A 24237-nucleotide genomic window follows, 5' to 3' on the forward strand; every position below is an offset into this window, starting at 1 on the left:
TATACACCAATATACGACAACTAACAACCTTCTATCGCGCATTATGGCGAGGGAGGTTATTTGTTGTTAATACGGGGAGATCTCGAACGATTGGACTGCATGACCAGCATCATGCCAAGAATACATGCCATACCAATCCATTGATAAAAGCCAAAAGGTTCATGGAGCCATATGACGGTTGTTCCAACAGCAGCAAGGGGCTCTGCGCTCCCGAGCAGGCTAGTTTCCTTGGGTGTAAGACTTTTGAGACTCGCAATGTAAAACCAAAAAGCAATCATGGTTCCAAAAAGGATCGTAAATATCAAATAACCGTAGGTTTCAAGCGTGATGTTAGCAAAATTCATTTTCCAGGGTGGGTGAATAAAACTCATTCCCAAACCACCGATGATCATAGCCCAGCCGACCACAACAAGTGAATCGAACTTTTTAATCAGTTGCACGGCATAGTTCGTATAAAATGCAGCTGAAACCCCAGATAACAGCCCCCATATCACTGCAAGCGAGGAGACAGATAACTGCGTAAGCGAGCCATTCGTGAGCAGGAGAAAACACCCACTGAGAGTCAGAACGGCGCATGCAAGGTCATTGCGTGTGAGGACAGACTGCTTACGGAGTGCGATGTAAATCATGATCATGACAGGGGACAGGTACTGCAGGAGTGTAGCCACCGCTGAATTGCCGTGTTTAATGGATGCCATGTACGTATACTGTACGGCGAGCATGCCCACCAATCCGAAAATGATCAACTGTCCAGCCGTTTTTTTATTTCTCCACACAGCAAAAATCTGAAATCGTCCATTTGTAAACGATTGAATAACCAGTAATAGTAACCCAGCAATCAACAAGCGTACAGTGACATACCAATTGACCTCAATTCCATCCAGCTGAAACAGTTTTTGAGATACCGTCCCCCCAATGCCCCAGCAGATGGCTCCCGTCAGAACGAGTATGATGCCTGAAATTTTGGATTTTGCAGAAGTTGTCATTCTTGTTCGCCTCACCTTAAATATAAGAATAGTGTTATATTAAGGAGAAATGCGATACATTTATATCAATATTACACTTAAAAATATAATTATATTGAGATGAGGGCCATGCAGAAGATCGAATTTATCATTGATCAACATTTGAAAGAAATGACGCAACACCGTACCGATACATTATCTATAGGCTGTTATGAGACAACCATTGTTCAAAATGTTCACGGACATATTCCTCTCCACTGGCATGATGAATTGCAGTTTGTTGCCGTTCTTCAGGGTACGGCGTTGTTTCATATCAACGATCAAAAGATGATTTTGTCCAAAGGTGACGGGATTTTTATCAACAGTGGAATAATGCATATGGCCGAAGATCACGGGGTGAGCGAGAATTGCATTTATTTATGTCTGAATTTGTCCCCACACGTTATCATGCCTTCGGATTTGTATATAAAGTACGTACATCCATATGTAACAGCAACTAATTTGCCTTTTCTGTATATCGAAAGAGCTAACGCTTGGGGAGAACAGATCCTGGATGCTATTGCATGGATTAGAAAGGAGCTGGTGCACCAAGTTCCTTTTTACGAAGTGAATATTGCTTCGGCGGTGCTTAATATGTGGAAACTGCTGATTATGAACGGATATTCTCTAGAACATGATCCATCAGAGATGAGCAGAAATAACCGAATGAAAGACATGTTGCAATGGATTAATCTCAATTATGCCGATCCGATTAAGCTAGAAAATATTGCGAAGGCCGGACAGTTAAGTCGATCGGAGACATGCCGTTATTTCAAGCAAATTCTGAAAACCACACCCATGCAATATGTGATCGAGTACCGCATCCAAAGAAGCATTGAACTATTGCAATCCTCCAAGCGTAGCATCACCGAAATTGCCTATGAGGTCGGTTTTAACAGCACGAGTTATTACATTAACCAATTCCGCAAAACAATGAATTCAACCCCTTTACGATTTAGAAGGGAATTGAACAAAAGAGGAAAAGAAAATAATTCTTGAGATAATGTTTATGATCGGTAAGTCTATCAACCAATCCCAAAGAGTCGCCCATACGGCGACTTTTTTTGATATGTAAAATAATGCTTCACACTCCGTTTCGCCTCAAATCCCCAAATTTCTAAAATTAATATCCAGAAGACAACTCCAAAGTCATAGAATTCTGAGCAAAATAACCCCAAAAAGCTCTTCTTTCAATTCCCTTACTGCCTACTCCCCAGCATATTTATTTCAAACGTTTGGAAACGGGAGGACGATGGGTAGCGAAGGGATGGAATCGGTCAAAAGGAGCGAAGCGTTCGCCTTTAGCACCGGATTTCCTCCTTGAAAAGGAGAGTTCAAGAAATCCGGGGATAACAGCGACCAATGACCGATCCATCCCGCAGCGCCACCCCCACCTCCCGATCTTTTTCCAATCCGTTTGTAATAAATTTGCACATTCTTCAAATACTAACCTAAATTACGCAGTAAAGGAGTGCTTTGGATGTCCCAGACACCCACTCCAATGGTCTATATTCGTCTGCGCAGCCGTATTCGCATCCAGAGGGGCAGAGCAGTCAAGCTTGGAGACATTGCACATGTACTGACCTCTTCTGAAGACCAGGAGGGCAGGCTACTGGAGCTTGAACTGCTGCGCCCTGGACCGGAGGATGGCAATCTGATCCTCATTGATATATTGCAGATTATTCCCCGAATTCGGCACATCTTGCCGGAGGTAAGTGTGGAACTGATAGGATCAGGCCATACCTTGGTTGAAGTCATTGCGGGAAATGGTCAACCTTCCAAGTCTCTGTTCATATTGGTTTGGCTGCTGCTGTTCTTCGGATCGGCCTTAACAATTATGAATTTTCATGCCGATGTGAACATGCAGGAAGTACAGATTCGAATTGTGGAGATGCTTACTGGGCATCGGGACGAACATCCCTATCTGTTCCAAGTGGCGTATTCCATTGGCATTGGATTCGGAATGGCAGTATTTTTTAATCATTTGTTCAAGAAAAAGTGGAATGAGGAACCTACCCCGCTTGAAGTGGAGATGTTCCTATACCAGCAAAATGTAGATAAATATGTGGTGATTGAAGAAAGCGAACGGATGCACGAGCAGGAACGCAGGGAGATGAATGCGGATGAGCGTTCTTAATGGAGCAATCAGCATTGTATTGGGTATTGCAGGGGGAATTGCCGTAGGGAGCGGCGTAATTGCGCTCATTCTGGTGCTCGATATGATTCCCAGGTTAGCTCAACTTACGCAATCGTATGACAAGACTCACTGGTACGAAGGGGCGCTAATTGGTGGTTCACTGCTAGGGACGGTGGCGGATTTCTGGCACTGGAAAATGCATGGGGTGCTGCTGCTCAGCCCAATCGTTGGTTTGTTCTGTGGCGTGTTCATCGGTCTGCTGGCCGCAGCGCTCACTGAGGTACTCAATGTACTGCCCGTGCTAGCCAAACGATTGGGCATGAAACCTTACTTGTTTGGATTACTGCTCGCCATGATTTTGGGCAAAATGACAGGTTCCCTGTTTGATTTTTTCATATATCAGCGGTAACTCGTGGCCATAGGAGGATGGAAGATGGATGAACGAACGGAGCACACAGGCCAGGAAAATAGTGAAGGTATAACAGAAGAGATGTTACACAAGTCTGCTTATGAGATTCAGAAGGAAGAAGAGGAGAAAGCATACAATAAGAAAAAACAAAATGAGATGTCCGACAGCGTTGAGGAATCCGTACAATATTGGCAGGAAAACGATGACATCTCCCCTCGGATGAGTGAAAATAGATATACATTACAACAGGTACTGGGGCTCGGAGAATCGTTCGACGTAAATATGAGGGAAATGGTCCTGGGTGGCAAGCACGTTGGATTGCTGATGATCACCGGTTTTGCGAAGGATGAGATTTTGCTTGAAATATTAAAGAGACTGACCTATCTCACGCCTGATCAAGTGTCAGGACATGCGCTCAAATCGTATTTTGAATGTTACATTCCCCATATTCAGGTGGAAAAAGTCGACAAGATGAGTGCGGTCATCAACAAGGTTCTTACCGGTATGAGTGCAATGTTCGTTGAAGGGGATCGCTCGGTCTTAATTATGGATACCCGGAGTTATCCGGTCCGTTCACCCGAAGAACCTTCATTGGAAAGAGTAGTCCGCGGTTCGAGAGACGGCTTTACCGAAACACTCCTGACCAATGTAACCTTGGTGCGCCGTAGAATACGCGACCCTGGACTGAAGTTTGAGATCATGCAGGTGGGGCGGAGAACACAAACCGATGTCTGCGTGGTGTACATTGACGATATTGTGGATAAAGTTCAGGTGGATTCAGTCCGGGAAAAAATTCAACGAGTGGATATCGATGGTATTCCCGCCGCCGATAAACAGCTGGAAGAAGCGATTATCAACAAGGGATGGAATCCGTTCCCACTCGTTCGTTATTCGGAACGACCAGATGTTACAGCTTCTCATTTGCTGGAAGGACGAGTCGTCATTTTCGTAGACACTTCCCCCAGTGTGATGATTCTACCAACGACCTTTTTCGACCTATGTGAGCATGCGGAGGAGAACAGACAGACCGCCTTGATGGGGACGTATTTACGATGGGTGCGTTTTGCAGGGATTCTCATCTCATTGTTTTTGCTACCACTATGGCTTCTGATGGTTATTGACCCTTCGATTAAACCGATGGGACTTGACTTCATTGGTCCGCAGGAAAATGTAAAGCTACCGCTGATTCTACAGTTTCTACTGATCGAACTGGGCGTCGATTTATTACGTATGGCAGCGGTCCATACGCCTACACCTCTGGCATCGGCCATGGGCTTAATCGCGGCCATTCTAGTCGGGGATATCGCGGTGAAAACAGGATACTTTGTCAATGAGGTTGTGCTCTATATGGCCATCGCAGCCATCGGTATGTTTGCCACGCCAAGTTACGAATTGGGTCTCGCCAATAGGCTGGTCAGGCTGGTTCTGCTAGTCGCTGTTGCGATATTCAAGGTTCCGGGGTTGGTCGTGGGCTGTACATTACTCATATTGGCGCTCACCGTTCACCGGTCGTACAATTCTTCGTATCTCTGGCCTTTTATACCGTTTAATGCAAAGGCCCTGGGCAACTTTTTATTCCGGCTTCCGCTGCTGGAAAATAAAAAACGTCCATCATTCAATAAAACCCGTGACAACACCAAAATGTCCGATGATCCGGACGGGGAACTGCAAAAAAGTAAAAAACACAAATGATCTTCCGAAAAATCCATTCATCTCGCTGCCTAATTTGATATACTGGTGTAAAATCATTGGAATATCAATTGTTCCAGTATATAAAAAGTGAGGAATGCAGATTATGTATTTACATGGTACAAGTAAAATAAATGCGCAAGGGCATCTGGAGATTGGCGGAGTTGATGCAACAGATCTGAAAGAACAGTTTGGAACTCCCCTGTACGTTGTGGACGAGCAATTGGTTCGTGAGCGTTGCAGAGAGTACATGGAAGCATTCCGTGCTTCCGGACTGGGCTTCCAGGTTGCTTACGCAAGTAAAGCATTCTGTGTAATGGCGATGTGTGCCCTTGCAGCTGAAGAAGGACTTTCCCTGGATGTCGTATCTGACGGTGAACTGTTTACTGCACTGCAAGCAGGATTCCCGGCTGAGCGCATTCACTTCCACGGTAACAACAAAACGCTGGAAGAGATCGAAATGGCTCTTGATGCAGAGATTGGATGCTTTGTTGTTGATAACTTCAATGAATTGCATCTGTTGCAGGCTGTAGCAGCGGACAAAAATCGTAAAGTAAACATTTTGCTTCGTGTGACGCCTGGTGTTGAGGCACATACGCATGAATATATTTCCACTGGTCAGACGGATTCGAAATTTGGATTCGATATCGGTAATGGTACAGCATTTGAAGCGATTGACTTGGCTTCCAAGCAGTCTAACCTGGTATTGCTCGGTGTGCATTCCCACATCGGTTCCCAGATCTTCGAAGTTGAAGGCTTCCAGATGGCGGTTCAACGTGTTGCTGAATTTGCAGCAAGTGTATATGAGCGTCTTAATGTTGCTTTCAAAGTGGTTAACCTTGGTGGTGGATTCGGAATCCGTTATATCGATGGAGATACGCCACTTGAAGTTGCACAATACGTGAAGGCTATTACAGACGCCGTTAAAAATCATTTTGCTCAAATCGGCTATGCCGTACCTGAGATCTGGGTTGAGCCAGGCCGCAGCATCGTGGGTGAAGCGGGAACAACACTGTATACCGTTGGAACAAGCAAAGACATTCCAGGCGTGCGTAAATACGTTGCCGTTGATGGTGGTATGACCGATAACCCACGTCCTGCTTTGTATGAATCCAAGTATGAAGCTGTGCTTGCCAATCGTGCGAATGAGGCTGCTCAGGAAACAGTATCTGTTGCGGGTAAATGTTGCGAGAGTGGCGATATGTTGATCTGGGATCTGGACCTGCCAAAAGTGGAAAGTGGCGACCTACTCGCTGTAGCTTGCACAGGTGCGTATAACTACTCCATGGCGAGCAACTACAACCGGATTCGTCGTCCGGCCGTTGTATTTGTCAAAGACGGTCAAGGAGATGTCGTGGTACGCCGTGAGACGTATCAAGATATCATCCAGAATGACCTGGTACCAGCGCGCATTGGAAAACAGCCAGTAACTCGCTAATTCGTCAAAGATAATGCGTTTCTGCATTATCCAGGAGATATGGGGTTAACAGTTGAAGCAGATGAAAAGGGAACTTCCTTTTTCGTCTGCTTTTTGCGTATTTGAGCTAAATCATGAAAAAAGTTGCCGTTTTTTTTGCGATCCAGACATTTTCGGTGTACACTAAGAAAAGTGCTGTAATGCTTGGCCCAGGGTCATGCGTTCTAGCACCATTAACGATGGTCAATACGAAAGGAGTCATTTACATATGGCGAAACAAGCGAAAATTAAATTGGCAAACGGCGGAGAAGTTCTGATTGATCTGTTCGATCAAGAAGCTCCAAACACAGTAGCAAACTTTGAGAAACTGGCTAATTCCGGTTTCTACAATGGTCTTACATTCCACCGCGTTATCCCGGGCTTTGTAGCTCAAGGCGGATGCCCTAACGGTTCCGGTGCAGGTGGCCCAGGTTACACAATCAACTGTGAAATTAACCCGAACAAACATGAGCGCGGAACACTTGCTATGGCACATGCTGGCCGTAACACAGGTGGAAGCCAGTTCTACATCTGCTACCAACCGCAACCACATTTGGATGGACAACATACTGTATTTGGTAAAGTAACTAAAGGTATGGAGTTCGTGGACGCTTTAGAAGGTAAAGACAAGATGGAAACTGTTGAAGTTGTAGAAGCTTAATACCTTCACCTTAACTGGATCCAAACATGAAGTGCTTCTTTTATAGAAGCACTTTTTTTTTTTTACATACTTGAAATCGATGATTAGAAAGGATGAATGAAACCTTGGATATGGTTACTCAGCTAAGCTTGTTAAAACAAATTTATAGTGAGCGCACGTTGTGGGATGAAGAACTTCAGGCATCGCGCCATGTCGTTCCGGATAGTCTATCCGTAAAGGATCGAGAAGTGCTTGAGGCAGCCGGGCATGAACCGAATCGATTTGTACGTCCGCAACATGATGAAACGATTACTGAGCTGAAAAAAGTTGCAAATCAATGGACGATCAATGATGCAGCGCAGGCCTTTGTATCCTCTTTGTGGTCAGCACCCATGATCTGGCGCTCGTTGCTTACGGGCAAGCTTATTGCGAGCAGTATGCCAAGTCATGAACATACGCCATATCCATCTTCGAACACTTGTAAGATCTGCGGATTAAGTGTAGATCAAGCAACCGACACAACGCTGCAATGGTTTTGGCGGATGACCAATGGAACCCCGTTGGACGGTGATCCTTTTGGATATGTGTTGGCACTTCGAGAGCTGGCTGCCGCGCAGGAGCTTCCAATACCCAATGAGTACGACCGATGGACATTCAGTGCGGTGTTAACGGTGCTGCGCGATTTACCTCCCAAAACACGTTACAGCAAGGCAGCAGTAGCGCTCAAGAAGGAACGTCTTTTGCCTACACAGAAGGAATATGCCTACCGTGATTTGCTTGAGACGTTAGCTCTGATTGGTATATTGGATACGCCGGAACATCCTGGAATGATTACGGAATTCACCTCTTACATACAGCGTGACGCACGCCCCAATATTCGGGTTGAAGTGCAGGCCCCTCTGGCGTGGTGGGACTCATCTGTCGGAATTAATGAGAACAACCTGAACAAGATATTTCATGATTTTGATCTGAATAATATATCTCTTGCGGATAAGCCTGAAGAGAGTCCAGCTGTAAAGGACACGATCTTAGGGGCATTGGAGAAGAAGAGAAGTGTTCGTGGAAAAGTACCAAAGGCATCTCCTGATGCAGGTACCGGGGAGGTACAGTCTGGAGATGTGTATGCTGTTCGGGTCAGAGAAGGTGTATGGGTGACGGTGTATTGTCATGAAGTCAGAGACAAGCGTGTCATCGTCGAATATCTGGATGGTGTCTTTCCAGAGATGCCGGGAAAAGCAGATTTGCATGGGACGTTTCGACCGAGAGCGAATGGACGCTGGAAATGCTCGGCTATTGCAATCGATTCCACAAGTTGGGTCAGAAGGGTGGCAAGAGAGTTCCCGCTTCCAACTTCGCCCCTGCAAGAACCTGACCGCACCCCATTCCATAATGCCAAAGAATTAAAGCATATGGCGAGCTGGTGTTTTCCTGATATGTAGAATGATACGATGGATATGAAATGTGCCTCCAAGCAAAAACCGTGCCTCCTTGAGAGGAAGCCGTTTTTTGTTGTTTCTTAGCTTATTAAAAGTTAGTATGTGACAAAAAGGAACAAAAAACAATTGATTTTTTGGCATTAAAGTGCTAACATCCAAGTAATAACGAAAGCAATCCTTCAGGGCAGGGTGCAATTCCCTACCGGCGGTGATGCAGGAGGTGTAAGGACATATGTCCAGCACTTGATGCAAAGTCCGTGACCTGTCTGCCTTTGGCAGATGGCTGATCTGGTGTAATTCCAGAACCGACAGTATAGTCTGGATGGGAGAAGGAGAGGTGCAGACCTAACAGGTTTGCATTCAGCAGGAGTATTGCTGCACAGTCACGATTTGTGATGTCTTGCACTGTGCAGGGAAGATCCGGTTACGCCGGACAGTTCCATACATATGCCGCACTATAAAAGCTCTTTACCTGTAATTGATGTTCATTAAGGTATGTGTCTATTTTCACTTGCCCGAAATGAAGTTTTGGGCATAGTGTTGGCGTGCTGTATCCATTTCACTCCTGCTGGTGACATTTGTCTCTCATCATCCCCATCGAACTGATTGTTCGACGGGGATTTTTTAATAAACAAGACTTTAAACCGCGGGGTGAACGGATTTGGAAATGATCAATGATGAATTTTATATGGCACTGGCATTGGATATGGCGGAACGAGCACAGGGACAGACGGGGATTAATCCGGTTGTTGGATGTGTAGTTGTGAAAGAGGGTCGTATTGTAGGCCTGGGGAGCCATCTGAAACGTGGAACCGGTCATGCAGAGGTGCATGCACTTAACATGGCAGGCAGTGATGCAGAAGGAAGTACGGTATACGTCACACTTGAGCCTTGTAGTCATTATGGCAAGACGCCACCTTGTAGTGAACGCCTGATTCATGAAAAGGTGAAACGTGTTGTGGTATGTTGTGAAGATCCAAATCCGCAAGTATCCGGCAGGGGCATAAGCATGCTTCGTCAACAAGGCATTGAAGTTGAAGTTGGCGTACTGCGTGAGCGTGGAAGACGTATGAATGAAAAATTCATTAAATTTATCACAACGGGTCTACCTTTCGTGACACTGAAAACGGCTACTACTCTGGATGGGAAAATTGCTACTCGCAGCGGAGACAGCAAGTGGATCTCTAACGAGCCCGCTCGTGAGATTGTGCATGCCCTTCGTCATCGTCACCAGGGAATCATGGTTGGCGTCGACACGGTAATCGCCGATAATCCGGAACTTACAACCCGTTTGCAAGTCGAAGGCATTAGTCCAGTGCGCATTGTGGTGGATTCCAAGTTACGTCTTCCCGTAGGTGCCAAAATGGTTAAGGATGGTCTTGCTCCAACATGGGTGCTGACAACAGACGAAGCAAGTCCTGAAGCTGCTGAACGTTTGGAAGCCTACGGCGTCGAGATTATACGCTGTGGTCCTGGACCACGTGTGGATCTGTTAAACGGACTTAGCAAGTTGGGTGAGCGTGAGATAGGTTCGATTTTGCTTGAAGGTGGAGGCACCTTGAATGGAGCCATGCTGGAGGCACGGTTGGTTGATCGACTGCTCATGTTTATCGCTCCGAAGATTGTAGGCGGTTATGATACACCTGGAAGCTTCCGCTTCGAGGGTGTGGAACGTATGAATCAGGCGATTCAATTGAATCAGTTGGAGATCGAACAAGTTGGAGATAATATCAGCATTGGCGGTATTCCGGTGTGGCCTGAATAAATAAATGGATTTTAAAGTAGAAAGTTAAGTTTTTTATAACTTGAAAAAGGGAGGCGGCAGCATGTTTACCGGTTTGGTGGAAGAAGTCGGTCAGATCCGGCGTATTGGTCGGAAAGGCGAAGCGATGGTCCTGAATATCGGAGCTTCCGCCATCATGGACGATCTGAAGATTGGTGATAGTGTAGCAGTGAACGGCGTGTGCTTAACTGCGACAACGCTCGAAGGTGGAGGTTTTACCGCCGATGTAATGCCTGAAACCTATCGCCATACCAATCTCAGTCAGCTACAAGCTGGCAGTAAAGTTAATCTGGAGCGGGCCATGCAATCAGGCGGTCGTTTTGGCGGACATATCGTACAGGGCCATGTCGATGGTACTGGCGTGATTGGCAGTATAACACGTGATCAGAATGCAATTGTGTTTGAGATCAAGCCTGATGATCACCAGTTGTTCAAATATCTGATCCCCAAAGGATCGGTTACATTGGATGGCATTAGCTTGACCGTTGTCCATACATCGGATACCGCATTCACGGTTTCCATTATCCCGCATACCATTGGTGAAACTGTACTAAATGTGAAAAAGACAGGGGATACCATTAATATCGAATGCGATATTTTGGGCAAATATGTGGATCATCTGCTCCAGTATGGGAGAGGGCATCGGGAGACGGGTGCTGGCAAGCCGCGCAGTATCAGTGAAGATTTTCTCTCCAATCACGGATTTGCATAAATAGAGAACAGAAATTAACTGGAGGTGGACCAATGTCAGAACAATCCATTCTGGACACAATAGAAGAAGCCATATATGATCTCATGCGTGGTAAACCCGTCATTGTTGTGGACGATGAAGATCGGGAGAATGAAGGCGATTTTATCGCTTTGGCCGAAAAGGCGACACCTGAAGTCATTAATTTCATGATTACTGAAGGTAGAGGTCTGGTCTGTGTTCCGATTACACAACAACGTGCGGACGAACTTAACCTGAAACCGATGGTTCAACAAAATACGGATTTCCATGGAACAGCCTTCACCGTCTCTGTGGATCACAAAGATACGACAACAGGTATCTCGGCACATGAACGCTCTATTACTGTGAAAGGTCTGATCGATCCTGAAGCGAAAGCCGGGGACTTCCGTAAGCCTGGTCACATGTTCCCGCTGATTGCAAAAGACGGCGGTGTGCTTCGTCGTGCCGGGCACACAGAAGCGGCGGTAGATTTGGCCATTATGTGTGGTTCATATCCCGCAGGCGTTATCTGTGAAGTAATTAAGGAAGATGGCACGATGGCCAGACTTCCGGATCTGCAGGAGATTGCCCGCAAACATGATCTGAAGCTGATCAGTATTCAGGACATGATTCGTTACCGTAACGAAAAAGAGCAGCTGGTTCAACGTGAAGTGGCTGTGCGTATGCCAACGGACTTTGGTGAGTTTCAAGCGGTGGCTTATACAAACGCTGTGGACAATAAGGAACATGTGGCTTTGGTCAAAGGAGAAATTGATGGTACGAAACCCGTACTTGTACGTGTGCACTCTGAATGTTTGACAGGTGATGTATTCCATTCGCATCGTTGTGACTGTGGTCCGCAGTTTGATGCGGCACTCAAACAGATTCACGAGGAAGGCAATGGTGTACTGCTCTATATGAGACAAGAGGGTCGGGGTATTGGCCTGATCAACAAACTCAAAGCCTATAAGCTGCAAGAGGAAGGTATGGATACTGTTGATGCAAACCTGAGTTTGGGTTTTGCTGCCGACTTGCGTGATTACGGAATTGGCGCTCAAATTCTGAAAGACCTTGGGGTTCGTCAGATCAGACTGTTAACTAACAACCCTCGTAAAATTAAAGGTCTTGAAGGATATGGACTTGAAGTCGTAGAGCGTGTCTCGATCCAGATGGAGGAGAACGAGGACAATACGGTTTATCTTCATACCAAGCAAGCCAAGCTGGGGCATATGCTCAAGTTTGATGATATCGAGCAAAACGAACAGTAAATATATTTTATATGAACAACGTTTACCATGTAATTTATGGAAGAGATTACTTAGGGATTTCCGTTACTTACATTACATTATACCGTTAGGGAGATGACTTGAATGCCACAATTTTTTGAAGGACATTTAGTATCAGAAGGATCCAGATATGGAGTTGTCGTTGGACGTTTCAACGAATTCATTACCAGTAAATTGCTTAGCGCAGCACTCGATGCATTCAAACGCCACGGCGTGCAGGATGATGAAGTGGATGTAGCCTGGGTTCCAGGTGCGTTCGAAATCCCTTTGATTGCGCAGAAAATGGCGGAGAGCGGCAAGTATGATGCGGTGATTACCTTGGGAACTGTCATTCGTGGATCCACTACACATTACGATTATGTGTGCAACGAGATGGCTAAAGGGGTAGCAGCAATTAACCTGAAAACTGGCGTGCCTACGATCTTTGGACTGGTTACAACAGAAAATATTGAACAAGCGATTGAACGTGCTGGAACCAAAGCGGGTAACAAAGGATGGGATGCAGCTACGGCGGCAATTGAGATGGCAAACTTGACGAAACAGCTAAAATAGTGCTTATTTAATAGTAGTGCCCTGCTTTGCGCAGACGAACACGGGAAACCGGATTCGGACGGCTTAGCAGGGTTTTGTATTTTTCTGGCGGGAGGATTCGTCTAGTGACGGTAGTTACATACAAACTGGAGACTTTTGAAGGGCCTTTGGATCTGCTGCTTCATCTGATCGATAAGGCTGAAATTCATATCCAGGATATTCCCATCAGCGATATTACCGATCAATACATGGCGTATCTGCATTCGATGCAGGAACTGGAACTGGATATTACGAGTGAATTTCTGGTCATGGCAGCAACATTGCTGTCGATCAAGAGCAAACTTTTACTGCCTAAACCACCGGTCATTGAGGACTTCGAGGATTATGATTTTATGGAAGAAGAAGATTATGATCCACGTGCAGAGCTGATTGCACGTCTGATAGAATATCGCAAGTACAAGGGAATTGCGCGTCATCTTCATGAACGGGAGTGGGAACGCAGCCTTATATTTTCCAAAGAGCCCGAGGATCTGCGCCCCTATATGCCCGTAGAAGCCCAATCGAACCCGGTTGAGGGTTTACACACCTCTGACCTGATTGCAGCATTTCAGAAGGCGCTACGCAAGGCTGAGAAGCGTACAACTGTAACCCGAATCAAACGGGATGAGATTTCGGTTAAAGACCGGATACGGGATGTCATCGGCGCTTTGGAAAGTATGGGGCCGGGAGGCAGGCTGTTATTCTCCAAGTTGATGGATGAGCATATCTATCGCCATGAGATTGTTGTCACTTTTCTGGCGGTGCTGGAACTGATGAAGATGAAGCAGATTGTCTGTTATCAGGAACGGATGTTTGAGGATATCGTTATGGAGTGGAGAGGGGAAACAAAGAATCATGGATTTTCCGAAATTGAAATCGATTATTGAAGGCCTGCTGTTTTTGTCCGGAGAAGAAGGTCTGAGTATCAAACAAATCGCCGAGATAGTCGACCAGCGAGTGGAACTTGTAACGGACGCGATTGAGGAGATGATTCATGAATTTTCACAGCAGGGACGAGGTGTACAGATTCTCAAGATCGCTGGTGTAGTTCAGTTGGGCACCTTGCCTGACCACGCTGTATATTTCGAGAAACTGGCATACTCTCCCGCACGTACGTCCTTATCCCAAGCGGCTCTGGAGACGCTGGCTATTGTAGCGTACCGGCAGCCCATTACACGGGTAGAGATTGAGGAAATCCGCGGTGTAAAATCGGAGCGGGCCATCCATACGCTTGTGAATAAGGATCTAATTATTGAAGTGGGACGAGCCGAGGCGATCGGACGACCAATTCTGTACGGAACGACCAAGTCATTCCTGGATTATTTCGGACTGGCATCAATTAAGGACCTCCCGGAACCGGGCTTGTTTGAAGATTCGGAAAACCTGGAAGAAGAGACACAACTGTTATTCAACAAACTGGATTTGCAACAACTGGAACCGGAAATTGTTGATCCGGCGGATGATCTAAGTCTTATCGACAACGAAGATGATAATACGGATTCTTCACTCTAAATTTGCAAGCTCATACTAACCGACACCCATCAGTGGAGTCGGTTTTTTTGTGCATTATTTTAGATAAATGGTGAATAGAACAGTTTCCAAACAAATATGAAATGGGATTTTTAGGTCAGACGTGAATTTTTTCCTATCCAGAGTGCCATACTAGACGAGAAAAGAATTGAGGGCTTGGAGGTAAGGCCTGTGTGGATTTGGCTTGGAGGAATCGGTTTATTGTTCGCATTGCTGATTGCCGCAGTCCTCATCTCAAATGTTCATGTACATTTTACATTCAGTAAACATAAAAGTGATGATTACGCCAATATTAATGTTCGTCTTCTCTATGGGATTGTGCGGATTAACTATGAGATCCCGAGTATTGTTTTTCGTAATATGAAGGAAGGTTTTCTGGTCAAGACCGAACAATCCATGAATCATTCGAGAGGGGAGGCCCAGGGAAGCGAGCGAGTCAACAAACGCAAAGTCAAGAAGTGGGCTAAAGATGTGAAAATCATGCTTAGGGCAACGGACGCGCTCAAGCTGTGGCTGAAGCAAACACTCACACGCGTACATATGACTCAACTGTCCTGGGCTACACACATCGGCGTTGGTGATGCTGCATATACAGCGGTGCTGACGGGTTGGGTGTGGAGTATCAAGTCCATTATTATTGGTTTTCTCACCTATCAGATCCGCTTTGATGAAACACCCGTGCTTCAGGTTATGCCGGTATGGTCCGATGAAATGGAATTTAGAACAGAGCTCGATTTCAGAGTGAAAATTCGGATTACAGCCGTTTTGATCGCTGGAGTAACACTACTCACCCGTGTGCTTCAAGTCGAAGGCGGATGGCGGATGTGGTTCAAGCTTCTTCAGGAACAGCGCCGCAGGCATAAGGAGAAGCAAAAGAAGAAACTTAGTGGGACAACAGTATAAAAACCCATCATAGTCGGTCTGTTTTTGGGAATGTAAGGTTGGGATTTGGTGAGTGTATTTAAAATGCTTATTACATAAGTCCCTTCAAGTTTGGGGATGATATGGTTAGATCAAACCTAGCTTACATTGAAACTGGAGGGAATTTAAATGTCAGATCATCCAATTCAAGGCTTAATGGAAACCGCAATGGAAAATATCAAGGCCATGGTGGATGTCAATACAATTGTTGGCGATGCAGTCGAAACACCAGATGGTACCGTGATTTTGCCAATCAGTAAGGTGGGATTCGGATTTGCTGCCGGTGGTAGTGATTTTCACGTTAATGGAGAAAGTAGTGGCAAAAGTGGTGCTACGGGTACCTCTACTGAACATGCGAGTTCAGCTAAAGTGGCTTCTCCGTTTGGTGGCGGTAGTGGCGGCGGTGTATCCATACGTCCTATTGCGTTCCTGGTGGTAGGTAAACAGGGGGTACACATTGTACCACTCGATAACTCCACACATCTGTTTGAGAAACTCATTGACTCCACCCCTTATGTTTTGGACCGAATTCAAGGCATGTTCCAACGGAATACAACACCAACGAATACAACAGGTGTACCAGTTACACCAGATCCATCAACATATAGCTGAATCATTTCGTTATGATCCCTCCCGCATCCAAGCGTGAGGGATTTTTGCTGTTTTTGCCCTATGGGACATACTCCAAGTTGTCCGGACATAAGATAGTACAAGATTCCAAGTGACCCGGAGGAATGAATTAATGCGAAAAATAACGAAAGTCATTGCATGCATGCTTATCCCTGTCTTCTTGTTGTCTTCATTAGGGGTTACTCAAGCCCAGGCAACGATTCAAGGTCCGTCTACACATGCGCAAAGCGCTGCTCTCATTGATGTCACATCAGGCCGGATTTTATACAGCAAGGATGGGGATAAGGAACTGCGAATTGCCAGCTTGACCAAAATCATGACAGCGATCGTAGCGATCGAACACAGCAAGCTGGATGAGAAAGTGAAAGTGTCTCCCACGGCTTTTGCCAAAGAAGGATCTTCTCTCTATCTCAAGTTAGGTGAAGAGATGACGCTTGAAAACATGTTGTACGGGCTAATGCTCCGTTCAGGCAATGACGCGGCCTCTGCGATCGCAGAACATGTCGGTGGATCGGAAGAAGGCTTTGTCCTGTTAATGAACAAAAAGGCGGAGCAAATCGGTCTGACGCATTCCCATTTTATGAACCCTCATGGACTGGATGCAGAAGGTCACTATTCTACAGCTAACGACTTGGCCCGATTAACGGCATATGCATTGCACAATCCGGTGTTCAAACGCATCGTAGCCACGGAGGACAAATCCGCACCGAACCCCAATGAAAGCTGGGAATACTCTTGGCACAATAAAAATAGAATGCTGCGGATGTATGAAGGTGCGGATGGAGTGAAAACCGGCTACACAAAGAAAGCTTTCAGATGTTTGGTCAGTTCCGCTACACGTAACGGACAGCAGCTCGCCGCAGTAACGCTGAACGACGGAAACGATTGGAACGATCATGCTCGGATGCTAGATTTCGGTTTTGAGTACTTCCCGTTAGTAGAGGTCGCCAAGCAAGAACAGCCTGTGCAAAATACAGATGTCGTTACGGGCCGGGGATTTTGGTACCCGCTGGCTGAGAGTGAGAAAAGTTCATTGACCAAGAAATTGATACTACACGAAAATCGAGGACAGTCGGAAACGGAAGGCAAGGAACAATCGACAGATCCTTCGTTCGGATTGGCAGGTCGCATTGATATGCAGCTTGACGGCAAACTTGTGGGCTCAATTCCCGTGTATCGCAAAGGCAGTTATATTCCTCCTGAACCGAAGACAGAAGATGCAACGCTGGGTGGAATCGGTAATGTCTCTTCCTGGGCAGCTGCATGGCGTGCCGTGTTAGGCCACCTGTTGTCTCCTTAGCTAAATCGCCATTGAAGGGAGGATATAATCCATGATTAATCTAATTTGGCTGCTCATGATTTTAATCGGATTTGCTTTTGCAGCTGTCAACGGCAATATCGAAGTGGTCACGCAAGCTGCTTTTGATGGGGCGGCAACGGGAGTCACGGTCTGTTTTGGACTGATTAGTGTGCTTGTGTTCTGGATGGGCATGATGAAAATGGCTGAAGATGCGGGTCTACTGGCTCGTATTGCCAAGCTGCTCGGTCCGGTTGTGGGTTTCCTGTTCCCCGATGTGCCCAAAAATCATCCGGCGATGGGTTATATTCTCTCCAATATGAGTGCCAATCTGCTGGGGCTTGGAAATGCGGCTACACCAATGGGAATCAAAGCCATGCAACAGCTGCAGGAGCTTAATCCGGACAAACAAACCGCTTCTCCTGCGATGTGCACCTTACTGGCTCTGAATACGGCTAGTATTACCATTATTCCGACAACCCTGATCGCCATCCGCTTAAACTATCATTCTGCCAATGCTACAGAGATTGTGGGAACAACATTGATGGCTACCATTATCGCTACACTTGCTGCTATCATCGCCGATCGCTGGTATCGGAACAGGGCTTTACACAAACCGCCGCGCATACAGAAAAGTGGCAATCCCGGCATGAAAGGATGAGCACCTTTGTTAACCTTCATCAACTGGATTTCCGTCTGGGCCATCCCGGTTATTATCGCGTTTGTTCCATTATATGCGTTTACCAAAAAGGTCCCGGTTTACGAATCCTTTGTTGATGGGGCCAAGGATGGATTCTCTACTGCAATCAGTATTATTCCACATCTCGTGGGCATGATGGTCGCAATCAGCGTATTTCGTGCCTCGGGTGCACTGGATTTTGTGATTAGCCTGTTCGCTCCGCTGGTGTCCTGGATGGGTGTTCCAGGTGAAGTGTTGCCACTCGGAATACTGCGTCCTTTAACGGGGACAGGCTCTCTTGCGTTTACAACCGATCTGATCAAAACCCATGGTCCCGACTCCATGATTGGACGTATGGCATCTACGATTCAAGGGAGTACAGACACCACGTTATATGTGCTGACTGTTTATTTTGGGGCTGTAGGCATACGAAACGGTCGATATGCACTCAAAGTAGGGTTGTTTTCCGATGTCGTTGGTTTTATTGCTGCCCTCGCCATTTGTTTGCTCGTTTTTGGTTAAAAGATATCTCCTTTCCTTCCGATATATTAGATATGCTAGAATAATAGCGGAGGAGAGTGAGACATGCAGAAGAGTTGGAAACGAATGCTCCGTGTCGGAATGTCAGGCGTGCTTGCTATTGCAATGCTCGCAGGGTCAACGGGGCTGGCGGCAGCTCAAGCCGTTCAGACGATACATTTTACAGGTTACTTCGACAAACAGCTGCGTGCACAAATGGCAGTCACAGCGGATTCTTTTCCAGTCGTGAATGTACGTTTGGTCAAGCAGGATGAACCCGATATGGTATATTATGATGTTGGTACCTCAATATTGATCTCAAAGGATGAAGTGCTCACGAATTATCATGTCGTTCAGAGTTTTGCTGAACTGTCTGATGGTGATGAAGGTACACTGACTGTTGCGAGTCCGGGTTCCTTGGGTAAGCCTGTAAAGGCAAAGATTATTAAGACAGACCCGGTCACAGACATGGCACTGCTGAAGCTGGACAAGGAAATAGACGCCCAACCGGTTACATTTGCAAATGCAAGGGATAACCAGGTTGTCTATACGATTGGATTTCCCAAAAATCCTGCTGGTGATCTTGTCATCCTGGATGAAGATTTTCCTTCAACCTACAATACGGTAGCCAAAAGCAGAGTGTTCAGTTCCCAAGCTTCGGACGTTCCAGGTAAAAAGGGAATCGGCAGTATTGTGAAATCCATGGCCCAAGGTAATTCAGGTGGCCCTGTTCTGGATCAGAACAACCGGGTAATTGGTATGATGACATTTGTGTACGGTGGACGTACCTATTATATTACTTCCAAAACATTGCAGACTTTCATTAAAGAGAGTACTAAACCTGCCAAAAAACAGGTTGCAGTTGCCGGCAAAGTTTCCAACTAAATGATTTGAGAAAAAGGCTTATCTTTACGCCATCTGTGTTCAACAGGTCGTGTAAAGGCAGGCTTTTTTTGCGTCAATCTCAAAGGGGAAGGTAGCCTAAAATGCATATTCGTGTCGCCAGTTTACAAAATCCTTGGATTATCCTTGTGATTTCCTTGCGTGATGGGTATCATTAGTGTGAGGTGACATGACAAACATGGAAAGATTACAAAAAATTATCGCACAGGCAGGCATTGCATCCCGCCGCAAGAGCGAGGAACTAATCCTGTCCGGCAAAGTAGAAGTTAACGGGGAGGTCGTAACCGAACTGGGTACAAAAGCGAACCCCGAAGAGGATATGATTACGGTTAATGGAAAACCGATCCGCAGTGAGAAAAAAGTGTACTTGATGTTGAACAAGCCAAAAGGCGTAATCACAAGTGCATCTGACCCGGAAGGTCGGAAAATTGTATCCGACTACCTGAAAGGTGTCAAGGAACGCGTATATCCTGTGGGTCGTCTGGATTATGACACAGAGGGCTTATTGATCCTCACCAATGATGGTGAGTTTGCACATTTGCTGACGCATCCGAAGCATCACGTACCCAAAACGTATCATGCAACGGTTAAAGGTGTGCCACATGGTACAGCTCTGGAGAAATTAAAGACAGGCATTATGCTGGATGACGGCATGACTGCTCCTGCAGAGGTAGAGTACAAAGATGTGGATACAGCGGCCAATGAGTCGGTCATCTCCATTACGATCTATGAAGGACGTAACCGTCAGGTTAGACGTATGTTCGAGGCAATCAACCATCCAGTAACCCGTCTGAAACGGATTTCGTTTGGTGGTATTTTGCTACAAAACCTGAAACGTGGTCTGACACGTCATCTGACCAAAGAGGAAGTCAACAACCTGATTACCCTCGCACAATCAGAACCAGCCAAAAAAATGAAAAAAAGGTAATGTGAGGACACATAATTTTCATAAAACCGCCGCAGTTTTGTGACGAAATTCGCTATAATTGTTCATAGGATGTTCACAGTTGTCTTAGACCAATGATATGCGAATGCTACAGTCACTTAAAAGGGGAGCAGCACATGGGGAAATCAAGAAGAACGGTGCAAATCGTCATTTTGTTATTGATCCTGGTGTTGGGCGGATATGCGATTACCACATCGGTATCCGGCTCGAATGGCAAGCCAAAGGAAGGGGACAAATCTCCTTCTTTTGAACTGCTGGGCCTGGACGGTCAAGTTCATACGTCTGATGAGTACAAAGGAAAAGCGATGGTGATCAATTTCTGGGGCACATGGTGTGAACCTTGTGTTAAAGAAATGCCTGCACTTCAGGCGCAAGCTGACAAATGGAAGGACCAGGGAGTACAATTTGTCGGGATTAATGTTGGAGAAGACCAGATGACCGTGGATAATTTTGTTCGGCAGGTTGGGGTTACGTTTCCAATCATGTTAGACCGTGAAAAAAACTCGGTTCGTGATTTCGGGATCTCTCCGATGCCAACGACATTTTTTGTATCCGACACGGGCAAAATCTCTACCATTCATATCGGGCAACTTGATTTGGACACACTTGACGCTCAAATTTCGCAACTGGCGAAGCAGCCCTGATAGGAGGTCTATTCGTGTTCCAAAATACCAAATGTGAGTGTGGACACCAGAATCCGGTAGGCACTGTACTATGTGAAGCATGTGGGAAACCGCTGCTGGAGTCTGAAGCTAAATCGGATGAAGTGTTGGAAATGCGTTATGATGGCATGGCGCGCCGTTCACAGCGCAGTAATCCCAACATCATTGACCGCATATGGAACTTTTTTTCTTCCGTTAAAATTGCCGTCTATATGATTGTTTTTACGCTTGTAGGTTCTATGCTTGGTACAATCTATCCGCAAGAAAGTACATTCTTGAATATTGATCCTTCCGTGTATTACAAAGAAACATACGGTCAATTGGGTCATATCTATTATCTGTTGGGTTTATCCCATACATACGAATCCTGGTGGTTTATTCTACTGCTGGTGCTGATTGGGGCATCATTGGTGATATGCAGTCTGGATCGCGTCCTACCGCTCTACAAAGCACTGAATAAACAGAGAATACGTAAGCATACGCAATTTTTGACAAGACAGCGTCTGGTGTACCAAGGTACCATCGAAGAGGCACCAGAAGACTGGATTAAGAAAGCGGTTACGCCGTTGAAAAAGAAAGGATACCGCGTGCACACCCAGGGGGATGCATTACTCGCCGAGAAACAGCGATTCAGTCGATGGGGCCCATATGTTATCCATATTGGACTCATTATATTTTTGCTGGCAGTGCTCGCACGAGGTCTTCCAGGTCTGAATCTGGACGAGCATGTCGCTTTTCCTGAAGGTGAGATCAAAAAGATCCCGAATACATCGATGTATCTGCAAAATGAACAGTTTAATGTTGAATTCTACAGTGAGGAAGAAGTACCAGAGCAATTCCGTAACCTGAATAAGACCGTTCCAAAACTGTTCGAAACAAAAGTTGTTTTGTATGAATGTACAGCAGATTGTTCGGATCTCTCGAAGAAACCTCAGTTAGCTGAGGTAGCCAGACATGATGTACGCGTGAATCATCCATTGAATTATAACGGTCTGAAAGCATATCAGTTTGATTATGATCTAACACCCACCATTCGGTCCGTAACGCCTGATCTGGTCAATACAAAGACGGGTGAAGTATATGGGCCAATTAAGATCGATATGGTAGATACTCAAAGAACATTTGAAGCTGGTCCTTATAAGCTCACGGTAAAAGAAAAGTTTATGGACTTTGGATTGGATGAGAATGGTCAGCCCAAATCAAAATCGCCTTCACCTAATGCACCTGCTTTTCTCTTTCTCATCAAGGGACCGGATCTGCCCGAAGAGGGGATACAATATCTGTACTTTGCAAAGCAGATTGATAAACAACGGTTTCAACAGGATGCGATTAACCAACAGCTGATTGGAGCTGATATTCCTTTACAGCTGGAAGTAGACAGCATGGACAAGGTCGATATTATTCAGTCCGTAAGTTATCTCAATATAAGAGTGGATAAGGCAATGCCTTTTGTGTGGGTAGGAGCCGGTATTGTTATGTTGGGTCTGGTCATGGGTTTTTATTGGCATCATCGCCGCATTTGGATTCGTTTTGATGATAAGCAGCTCACCTTGGGTGGACATACCAACAAAAACTGGTTTGGCTTCAGGCGTGAAGTTGCGGCCGTTTTGAAACAGATGAATCTGGAAGTGGAAGAGAAGTCGTTGGATAACGGGGGGAACCAGGCATGAGATTATTGGATTTCAGCAGCGATGCATTTATCGTATCTTTCTTTCTCTATTGTGCTGCATTCTTGTTATATGCTGTCGCGGTCATGGGCAAAAAATGGAGTAATCGTGATCCTCTGGACCATATGAATCGCTGGGGTAAAAGAGCTTTCATCGCTTCGACTGTCGCCTTGGCGGCGCATTTCGTATTTTTTGTAACCCGATGGGCTGGGGCAGGTCATATCCCGGTTAGTAACATGTATGAGTTCATGTCTTTTCTGTCCATGATGATTATGGTTGCATTTATTGTTGTATATGCCATATACCGCAAGTCATTACTGGGTTTGTTTGCCTTACCACTTACCATTATTATTATGGCGTACGCCGCGGTATTTCCTCAGGAGGTACAACCATTAATCCCGGCACTTCAGTCCATCTGGCTGAAAATTCACGTGACGTTGGCCGCGCTTGGTGAAGCATTCTTCGCCGTAGGTTTTGCCGCAGGGTTCATGTATTTGCTCCGTACCGTTGATTTTAGCGGTAAAGACAAATCTTCAAGACGTCAACGAGGATGGGTTGAATTCACCCTGGTTACGATCGTTGTAGTCATCGGATTTATCGGAACGGTATTTGCCTTTCGTACAGCTGGTTACGAGGCGGTTTTTGTACAGAAAACGGTCAGCATTGACACAGAGGTACAGGAAAATAGTACAATAGAGAAAGTGATTTATCGCATGCCTCCGATTTTTGCACCATATAATAGCGAAGTGGAGAGCATGACACCGTTTCTTGGCATGAAAAAACCTTTACTTGAGACGCCTTCCTGGATGAACGGGGTAAATGCTGGGCGTAAGCTGAATACGGTGGTTTGGTCACTTATTGTAGGTCTGATCCTGTATGGAATTGTACGACTTCTTGTGCGCAGACCACTTGGACAAGCGTTACAGCCAATGATGGATGGAATCGATGCCGATGATCTGGATGAGATAAGTTATCGTGCGATTGCCATTGGTTTTCCGATATTTACGCTGGGAGCATTAATTTTTGCCATGATCTGGGCTCAGATTGCCTGGAGTCGCTTTTGGGGTTGGGACCCCAAAGAGGTGTGGGCATTGATTACATGGCTATATTATAGTGTGTATCTGCATTTGCGTTTATCCAGAGGTTGGCAAGGTCAGAAGTCTGCATGGCTTGCAGTTCTTGGCTTCCTGGTGGTCATGTTTACGCTGGTTGGAGTGAATCTGATCATTGCCGGATTACATTCTTATGCTGGAGCTGACTAGGACAGACTCGTATTGCAAAGGTTGAGTTTAGAAGCGGGAAACACAAATGTACCTTTTTATTAAAGGGTATTCAAATATTGTTCGCCAGATCGAACATAATAG

The 24237-nt window shown here is 45.8% G+C and carries 24 protein-coding genes and 1 riboswitch; of the genes, 23 read left to right on the top strand and 1 reads right to left on the bottom strand.

Translation table 11 applies throughout. The features are described from left to right. Nucleotides 1-56: 56 nt before the first annotated feature. Nucleotides 57-986, bottom strand: a complete 930-nt coding sequence (locus tag ACDJ59_RS06415) for a DMT family transporter (RefSeq protein ID WP_413408008.1) — start codon at nucleotides 984-986, stop codon at nucleotides 57-59. A 108-nt stretch (nucleotides 987-1094) separates the two neighbouring features. On the opposite strand from ACDJ59_RS06415, the gene ACDJ59_RS06420 reads away from it, so the two are divergent. From ACDJ59_RS06420 to ccsA, 23 genes are all read left to right on the top strand, one after another. Beyond that, on the top strand, nucleotides 1095-2003 hold the full coding sequence (locus tag ACDJ59_RS06420; protein ID WP_413408009.1) for an AraC family transcriptional regulator: 909 nt from the start codon (nucleotides 1095-1097) through the stop codon (nucleotides 2001-2003). A gap of 481 nt (nucleotides 2004-2484) precedes the next feature. Next, nucleotides 2485-3141 carry a stage V sporulation protein AA gene (locus ACDJ59_RS06425; protein WP_413408010.1) on the top strand — a complete coding sequence of 219 codons (657 nt, stop codon included), beginning with the start codon at nucleotides 2485-2487 and terminating at the stop codon, nucleotides 3139-3141. Next, nucleotides 3122-3550 carry a stage V sporulation protein AB gene (locus ACDJ59_RS06430; protein ID WP_026080996.1) on the top strand — a complete coding sequence of 143 codons (429 nt, stop codon included), beginning with the start codon at nucleotides 3122-3124 and terminating at the stop codon, nucleotides 3548-3550. Before ACDJ59_RS06425 ends, ACDJ59_RS06430 begins: the two co-directional genes overlap by 20 nt. 24 nt (nucleotides 3551-3574) lie before the next feature. Continuing rightward, on the top strand, nucleotides 3575-5242 hold the full coding sequence (locus tag ACDJ59_RS06435) for a spore germination protein (RefSeq protein WP_413408012.1): 1668 nt from the start codon (nucleotides 3575-3577) through the stop codon (nucleotides 5240-5242). Between the two features lie 103 nt (nucleotides 5243-5345). Next, complete coding sequence (lysA, locus tag ACDJ59_RS06440; protein WP_017687645.1) at nucleotides 5346-6677, top strand: diaminopimelate decarboxylase; 1332 nt, start codon at nucleotides 5346-5348, stop codon at nucleotides 6675-6677. 247 nt (nucleotides 6678-6924) lie between these two features. Then, the gene (locus ACDJ59_RS06445) at nucleotides 6925-7356 is read left to right on the top strand and encodes a peptidylprolyl isomerase (RefSeq protein ID WP_017687646.1); all 432 of its coding nucleotides are present in this window, start codon (nucleotides 6925-6927) and stop codon (nucleotides 7354-7356) included. Nucleotides 7357-7466: 110 nt separating this feature from the next. Then, nucleotides 7467-8774 carry a hypothetical protein gene (locus ACDJ59_RS06450; RefSeq protein ID WP_413409733.1) on the top strand — a complete coding sequence of 436 codons (1308 nt, stop codon included), beginning with the start codon at nucleotides 7467-7469 and terminating at the stop codon, nucleotides 8772-8774. A 168-nt stretch (nucleotides 8775-8942) separates the two neighbouring features. Continuing rightward, nucleotides 8943-9109, top strand: a riboswitch (FMN riboswitch). Nucleotides 9110-9432: 323 nt separating this feature from the next. Then, nucleotides 9433-10536 (top strand): bifunctional diaminohydroxyphosphoribosylaminopyrimidine deaminase/5-amino-6-(5-phosphoribosylamino)uracil reductase RibD, encoded by a 1104-nt coding sequence (ribD, locus tag ACDJ59_RS06455; protein ID WP_167483687.1) that lies wholly within the window; start codon nucleotides 9433-9435, stop codon nucleotides 10534-10536. A gap of 61 nt (nucleotides 10537-10597) precedes the next feature. Next, on the top strand, nucleotides 10598-11266 hold the full coding sequence (gene ribE, locus ACDJ59_RS06460) for a riboflavin synthase (protein WP_413408014.1): 669 nt from the start codon (nucleotides 10598-10600) through the stop codon (nucleotides 11264-11266). A 32-nt stretch (nucleotides 11267-11298) separates the two neighbouring features. Beyond that, nucleotides 11299-12531 carry a bifunctional 3,4-dihydroxy-2-butanone-4-phosphate synthase/GTP cyclohydrolase II gene (locus tag ACDJ59_RS06465; protein WP_413408015.1) on the top strand — a complete coding sequence of 411 codons (1233 nt, stop codon included), beginning with the start codon at nucleotides 11299-11301 and terminating at the stop codon, nucleotides 12529-12531. Nucleotides 12532-12633: 102 nt separating this feature from the next. Further along, on the top strand, nucleotides 12634-13101 hold the full coding sequence (gene ribE / locus ACDJ59_RS06470; protein WP_017687651.1) for a 6,7-dimethyl-8-ribityllumazine synthase: 468 nt from the start codon (nucleotides 12634-12636) through the stop codon (nucleotides 13099-13101). Nucleotides 13102-13205: 104 nt separating this feature from the next. Further along, nucleotides 13206-14006 (top strand): segregation and condensation protein A, encoded by an 801-nt coding sequence (locus ACDJ59_RS06475; RefSeq protein ID WP_076328266.1) that lies wholly within the window; start codon nucleotides 13206-13208, stop codon nucleotides 14004-14006. Beyond that, nucleotides 13975-14631, top strand: coding sequence for an SMC-Scp complex subunit ScpB (gene scpB / locus ACDJ59_RS06480; RefSeq protein ID WP_413408016.1), 657 nt, complete (start codon nucleotides 13975-13977; stop codon nucleotides 14629-14631). The genes ACDJ59_RS06475 and scpB overlap by 32 nt, the downstream gene beginning before the upstream one ends. A 189-nt stretch (nucleotides 14632-14820) precedes the next feature. After that, nucleotides 14821-15552 carry a DUF2953 domain-containing protein gene (locus tag ACDJ59_RS06485; protein WP_036672305.1) on the top strand — a complete coding sequence of 244 codons (732 nt, stop codon included), beginning with the start codon at nucleotides 14821-14823 and terminating at the stop codon, nucleotides 15550-15552. A 147-nt stretch (nucleotides 15553-15699) separates the two neighbouring features. Continuing rightward, nucleotides 15700-16182, top strand: a complete 483-nt coding sequence (ytfJ, locus tag ACDJ59_RS06490) for a GerW family sporulation protein (RefSeq protein ID WP_340013625.1) — start codon at nucleotides 15700-15702, stop codon at nucleotides 16180-16182. 130 nt (nucleotides 16183-16312) lie between these two features. After that, nucleotides 16313-17500 (top strand): D-alanyl-D-alanine carboxypeptidase family protein, encoded by a 1188-nt coding sequence (locus tag ACDJ59_RS06495; RefSeq protein WP_413408017.1) that lies wholly within the window; start codon nucleotides 16313-16315, stop codon nucleotides 17498-17500. 31 nt (nucleotides 17501-17531) lie between these two features. After that, the gene (locus tag ACDJ59_RS06500) at nucleotides 17532-18158 is read left to right on the top strand and encodes a nucleoside recognition domain-containing protein (protein ID WP_036672256.1); all 627 of its coding nucleotides are present in this window, start codon (nucleotides 17532-17534) and stop codon (nucleotides 18156-18158) included. Between the two features lie 6 nt (nucleotides 18159-18164). Continuing rightward, complete coding sequence (locus ACDJ59_RS06505) at nucleotides 18165-18698, top strand: spore maturation protein (RefSeq protein ID WP_017687658.1); 534 nt, start codon at nucleotides 18165-18167, stop codon at nucleotides 18696-18698. Between the two features lie 63 nt (nucleotides 18699-18761). After that, a complete protein-coding gene (locus tag ACDJ59_RS06510) occupies nucleotides 18762-19580 on the top strand; it encodes a S1 family peptidase (protein WP_413408018.1) in 819 nt (272 codons plus the stop codon). 196 nt (nucleotides 19581-19776) lie between these two features. Continuing rightward, nucleotides 19777-20526, top strand: coding sequence for a pseudouridine synthase (locus tag ACDJ59_RS06515; protein ID WP_036607741.1), 750 nt, complete (start codon nucleotides 19777-19779; stop codon nucleotides 20524-20526). Nucleotides 20527-20660: 134 nt separating this feature from the next. Next, nucleotides 20661-21188: a redoxin family protein gene (locus ACDJ59_RS06520; protein WP_017687661.1), complete on the top strand. Its 528-nt coding sequence runs from the start codon at nucleotides 20661-20663 to the stop codon at nucleotides 21186-21188. A gap of 14 nt (nucleotides 21189-21202) precedes the next feature. After that, nucleotides 21203-22876, top strand: a complete 1674-nt coding sequence (locus ACDJ59_RS06525) for a cytochrome c biogenesis protein ResB (RefSeq protein ID WP_413408019.1) — start codon at nucleotides 21203-21205, stop codon at nucleotides 22874-22876. Then, complete coding sequence (gene ccsA / locus ACDJ59_RS06530) at nucleotides 22873-24135, top strand: cytochrome c biogenesis protein CcsA (RefSeq protein ID WP_036672251.1); 1263 nt, start codon at nucleotides 22873-22875, stop codon at nucleotides 24133-24135. Before ACDJ59_RS06525 ends, ccsA begins: the two co-directional genes overlap by 4 nt. Nucleotides 24136-24237: the final 102 nt, after the last annotated feature.

The sequence above is a fragment of the Paenibacillus amylolyticus genome (genome assembly GCF_047302515.1).
Classification (GTDB): domain Bacteria; phylum Bacillota; class Bacilli; order Paenibacillales; family Paenibacillaceae; genus Paenibacillus; species Paenibacillus amylolyticus_G.

What these genes read in the sequence shown, in the direction of transcription:
- ACDJ59_RS06495 (WP_413408017.1), top strand. Translation starts at nt 16,313, where the DNA reads ATGCGAAAAATAACGAAAGTCATTGCATGCATGCTTATCCCTGTCTTC.
- ytfJ (WP_340013625.1), top strand. Translation starts at nt 15,700, where the DNA reads ATGTCAGATCATCCAATTCAAGGCTTAATGGAAACCGCAATGGAAAAT.
- lysA (WP_017687645.1), top strand. Translation starts at nt 5,346, where the DNA reads ATGTATTTACATGGTACAAGTAAAATAAATGCGCAAGGGCATCTGGAG.
- ACDJ59_RS06520 (WP_017687661.1), top strand. Translation starts at nt 20,661, where the DNA reads ATGGGGAAATCAAGAAGAACGGTGCAAATCGTCATTTTGTTATTGATC.
- ccsA (WP_036672251.1), top strand. Translation starts at nt 22,873, where the DNA reads ATGAGATTATTGGATTTCAGCAGCGATGCATTTATCGTATCTTTCTTT.
- ACDJ59_RS06430 (WP_026080996.1), top strand. Translation starts at nt 3,122, where the DNA reads ATGCGGATGAGCGTTCTTAATGGAGCAATCAGCATTGTATTGGGTATT.
- scpB (WP_413408016.1), top strand. Translation starts at nt 13,975, where the DNA reads ATGGATTTTCCGAAATTGAAATCGATTATTGAAGGCCTGCTGTTTTTG.
- ACDJ59_RS06435 (WP_413408012.1), top strand. Translation starts at nt 3,575, where the DNA reads ATGGATGAACGAACGGAGCACACAGGCCAGGAAAATAGTGAAGGTATA.
- ACDJ59_RS06450 (WP_413409733.1), top strand. Translation starts at nt 7,467, where the DNA reads ATGGTTACTCAGCTAAGCTTGTTAAAACAAATTTATAGTGAGCGCACG.
- ACDJ59_RS06500 (WP_036672256.1), top strand. Translation starts at nt 17,532, where the DNA reads ATGATTAATCTAATTTGGCTGCTCATGATTTTAATCGGATTTGCTTTT.
- ACDJ59_RS06465 (WP_413408015.1), top strand. Translation starts at nt 11,299, where the DNA reads ATGTCAGAACAATCCATTCTGGACACAATAGAAGAAGCCATATATGAT.
- ACDJ59_RS06445 (WP_017687646.1), top strand. Translation starts at nt 6,925, where the DNA reads ATGGCGAAACAAGCGAAAATTAAATTGGCAAACGGCGGAGAAGTTCTG.
- ribE (WP_413408014.1), top strand. Translation starts at nt 10,598, where the DNA reads ATGTTTACCGGTTTGGTGGAAGAAGTCGGTCAGATCCGGCGTATTGGT.
- ACDJ59_RS06515 (WP_036607741.1), top strand. Translation starts at nt 19,777, where the DNA reads ATGGAAAGATTACAAAAAATTATCGCACAGGCAGGCATTGCATCCCGC.
- ribE (WP_017687651.1), top strand. Translation starts at nt 12,634, where the DNA reads ATGCCACAATTTTTTGAAGGACATTTAGTATCAGAAGGATCCAGATAT.
- ACDJ59_RS06425 (WP_413408010.1), top strand. Translation starts at nt 2,485, where the DNA reads ATGTCCCAGACACCCACTCCAATGGTCTATATTCGTCTGCGCAGCCGT.
- ACDJ59_RS06510 (WP_413408018.1), top strand. Translation starts at nt 18,762, where the DNA reads ATGCAGAAGAGTTGGAAACGAATGCTCCGTGTCGGAATGTCAGGCGTG.
- ACDJ59_RS06415 (WP_413408008.1), bottom strand. Translation starts at nt 986, where the DNA reads ATGACAACTTCTGCAAAATCCAAAATTTCAGGCATCATACTCGTTCTG.
- ACDJ59_RS06420 (WP_413408009.1), top strand. Translation starts at nt 1,095, where the DNA reads ATGCAGAAGATCGAATTTATCATTGATCAACATTTGAAAGAAATGACG.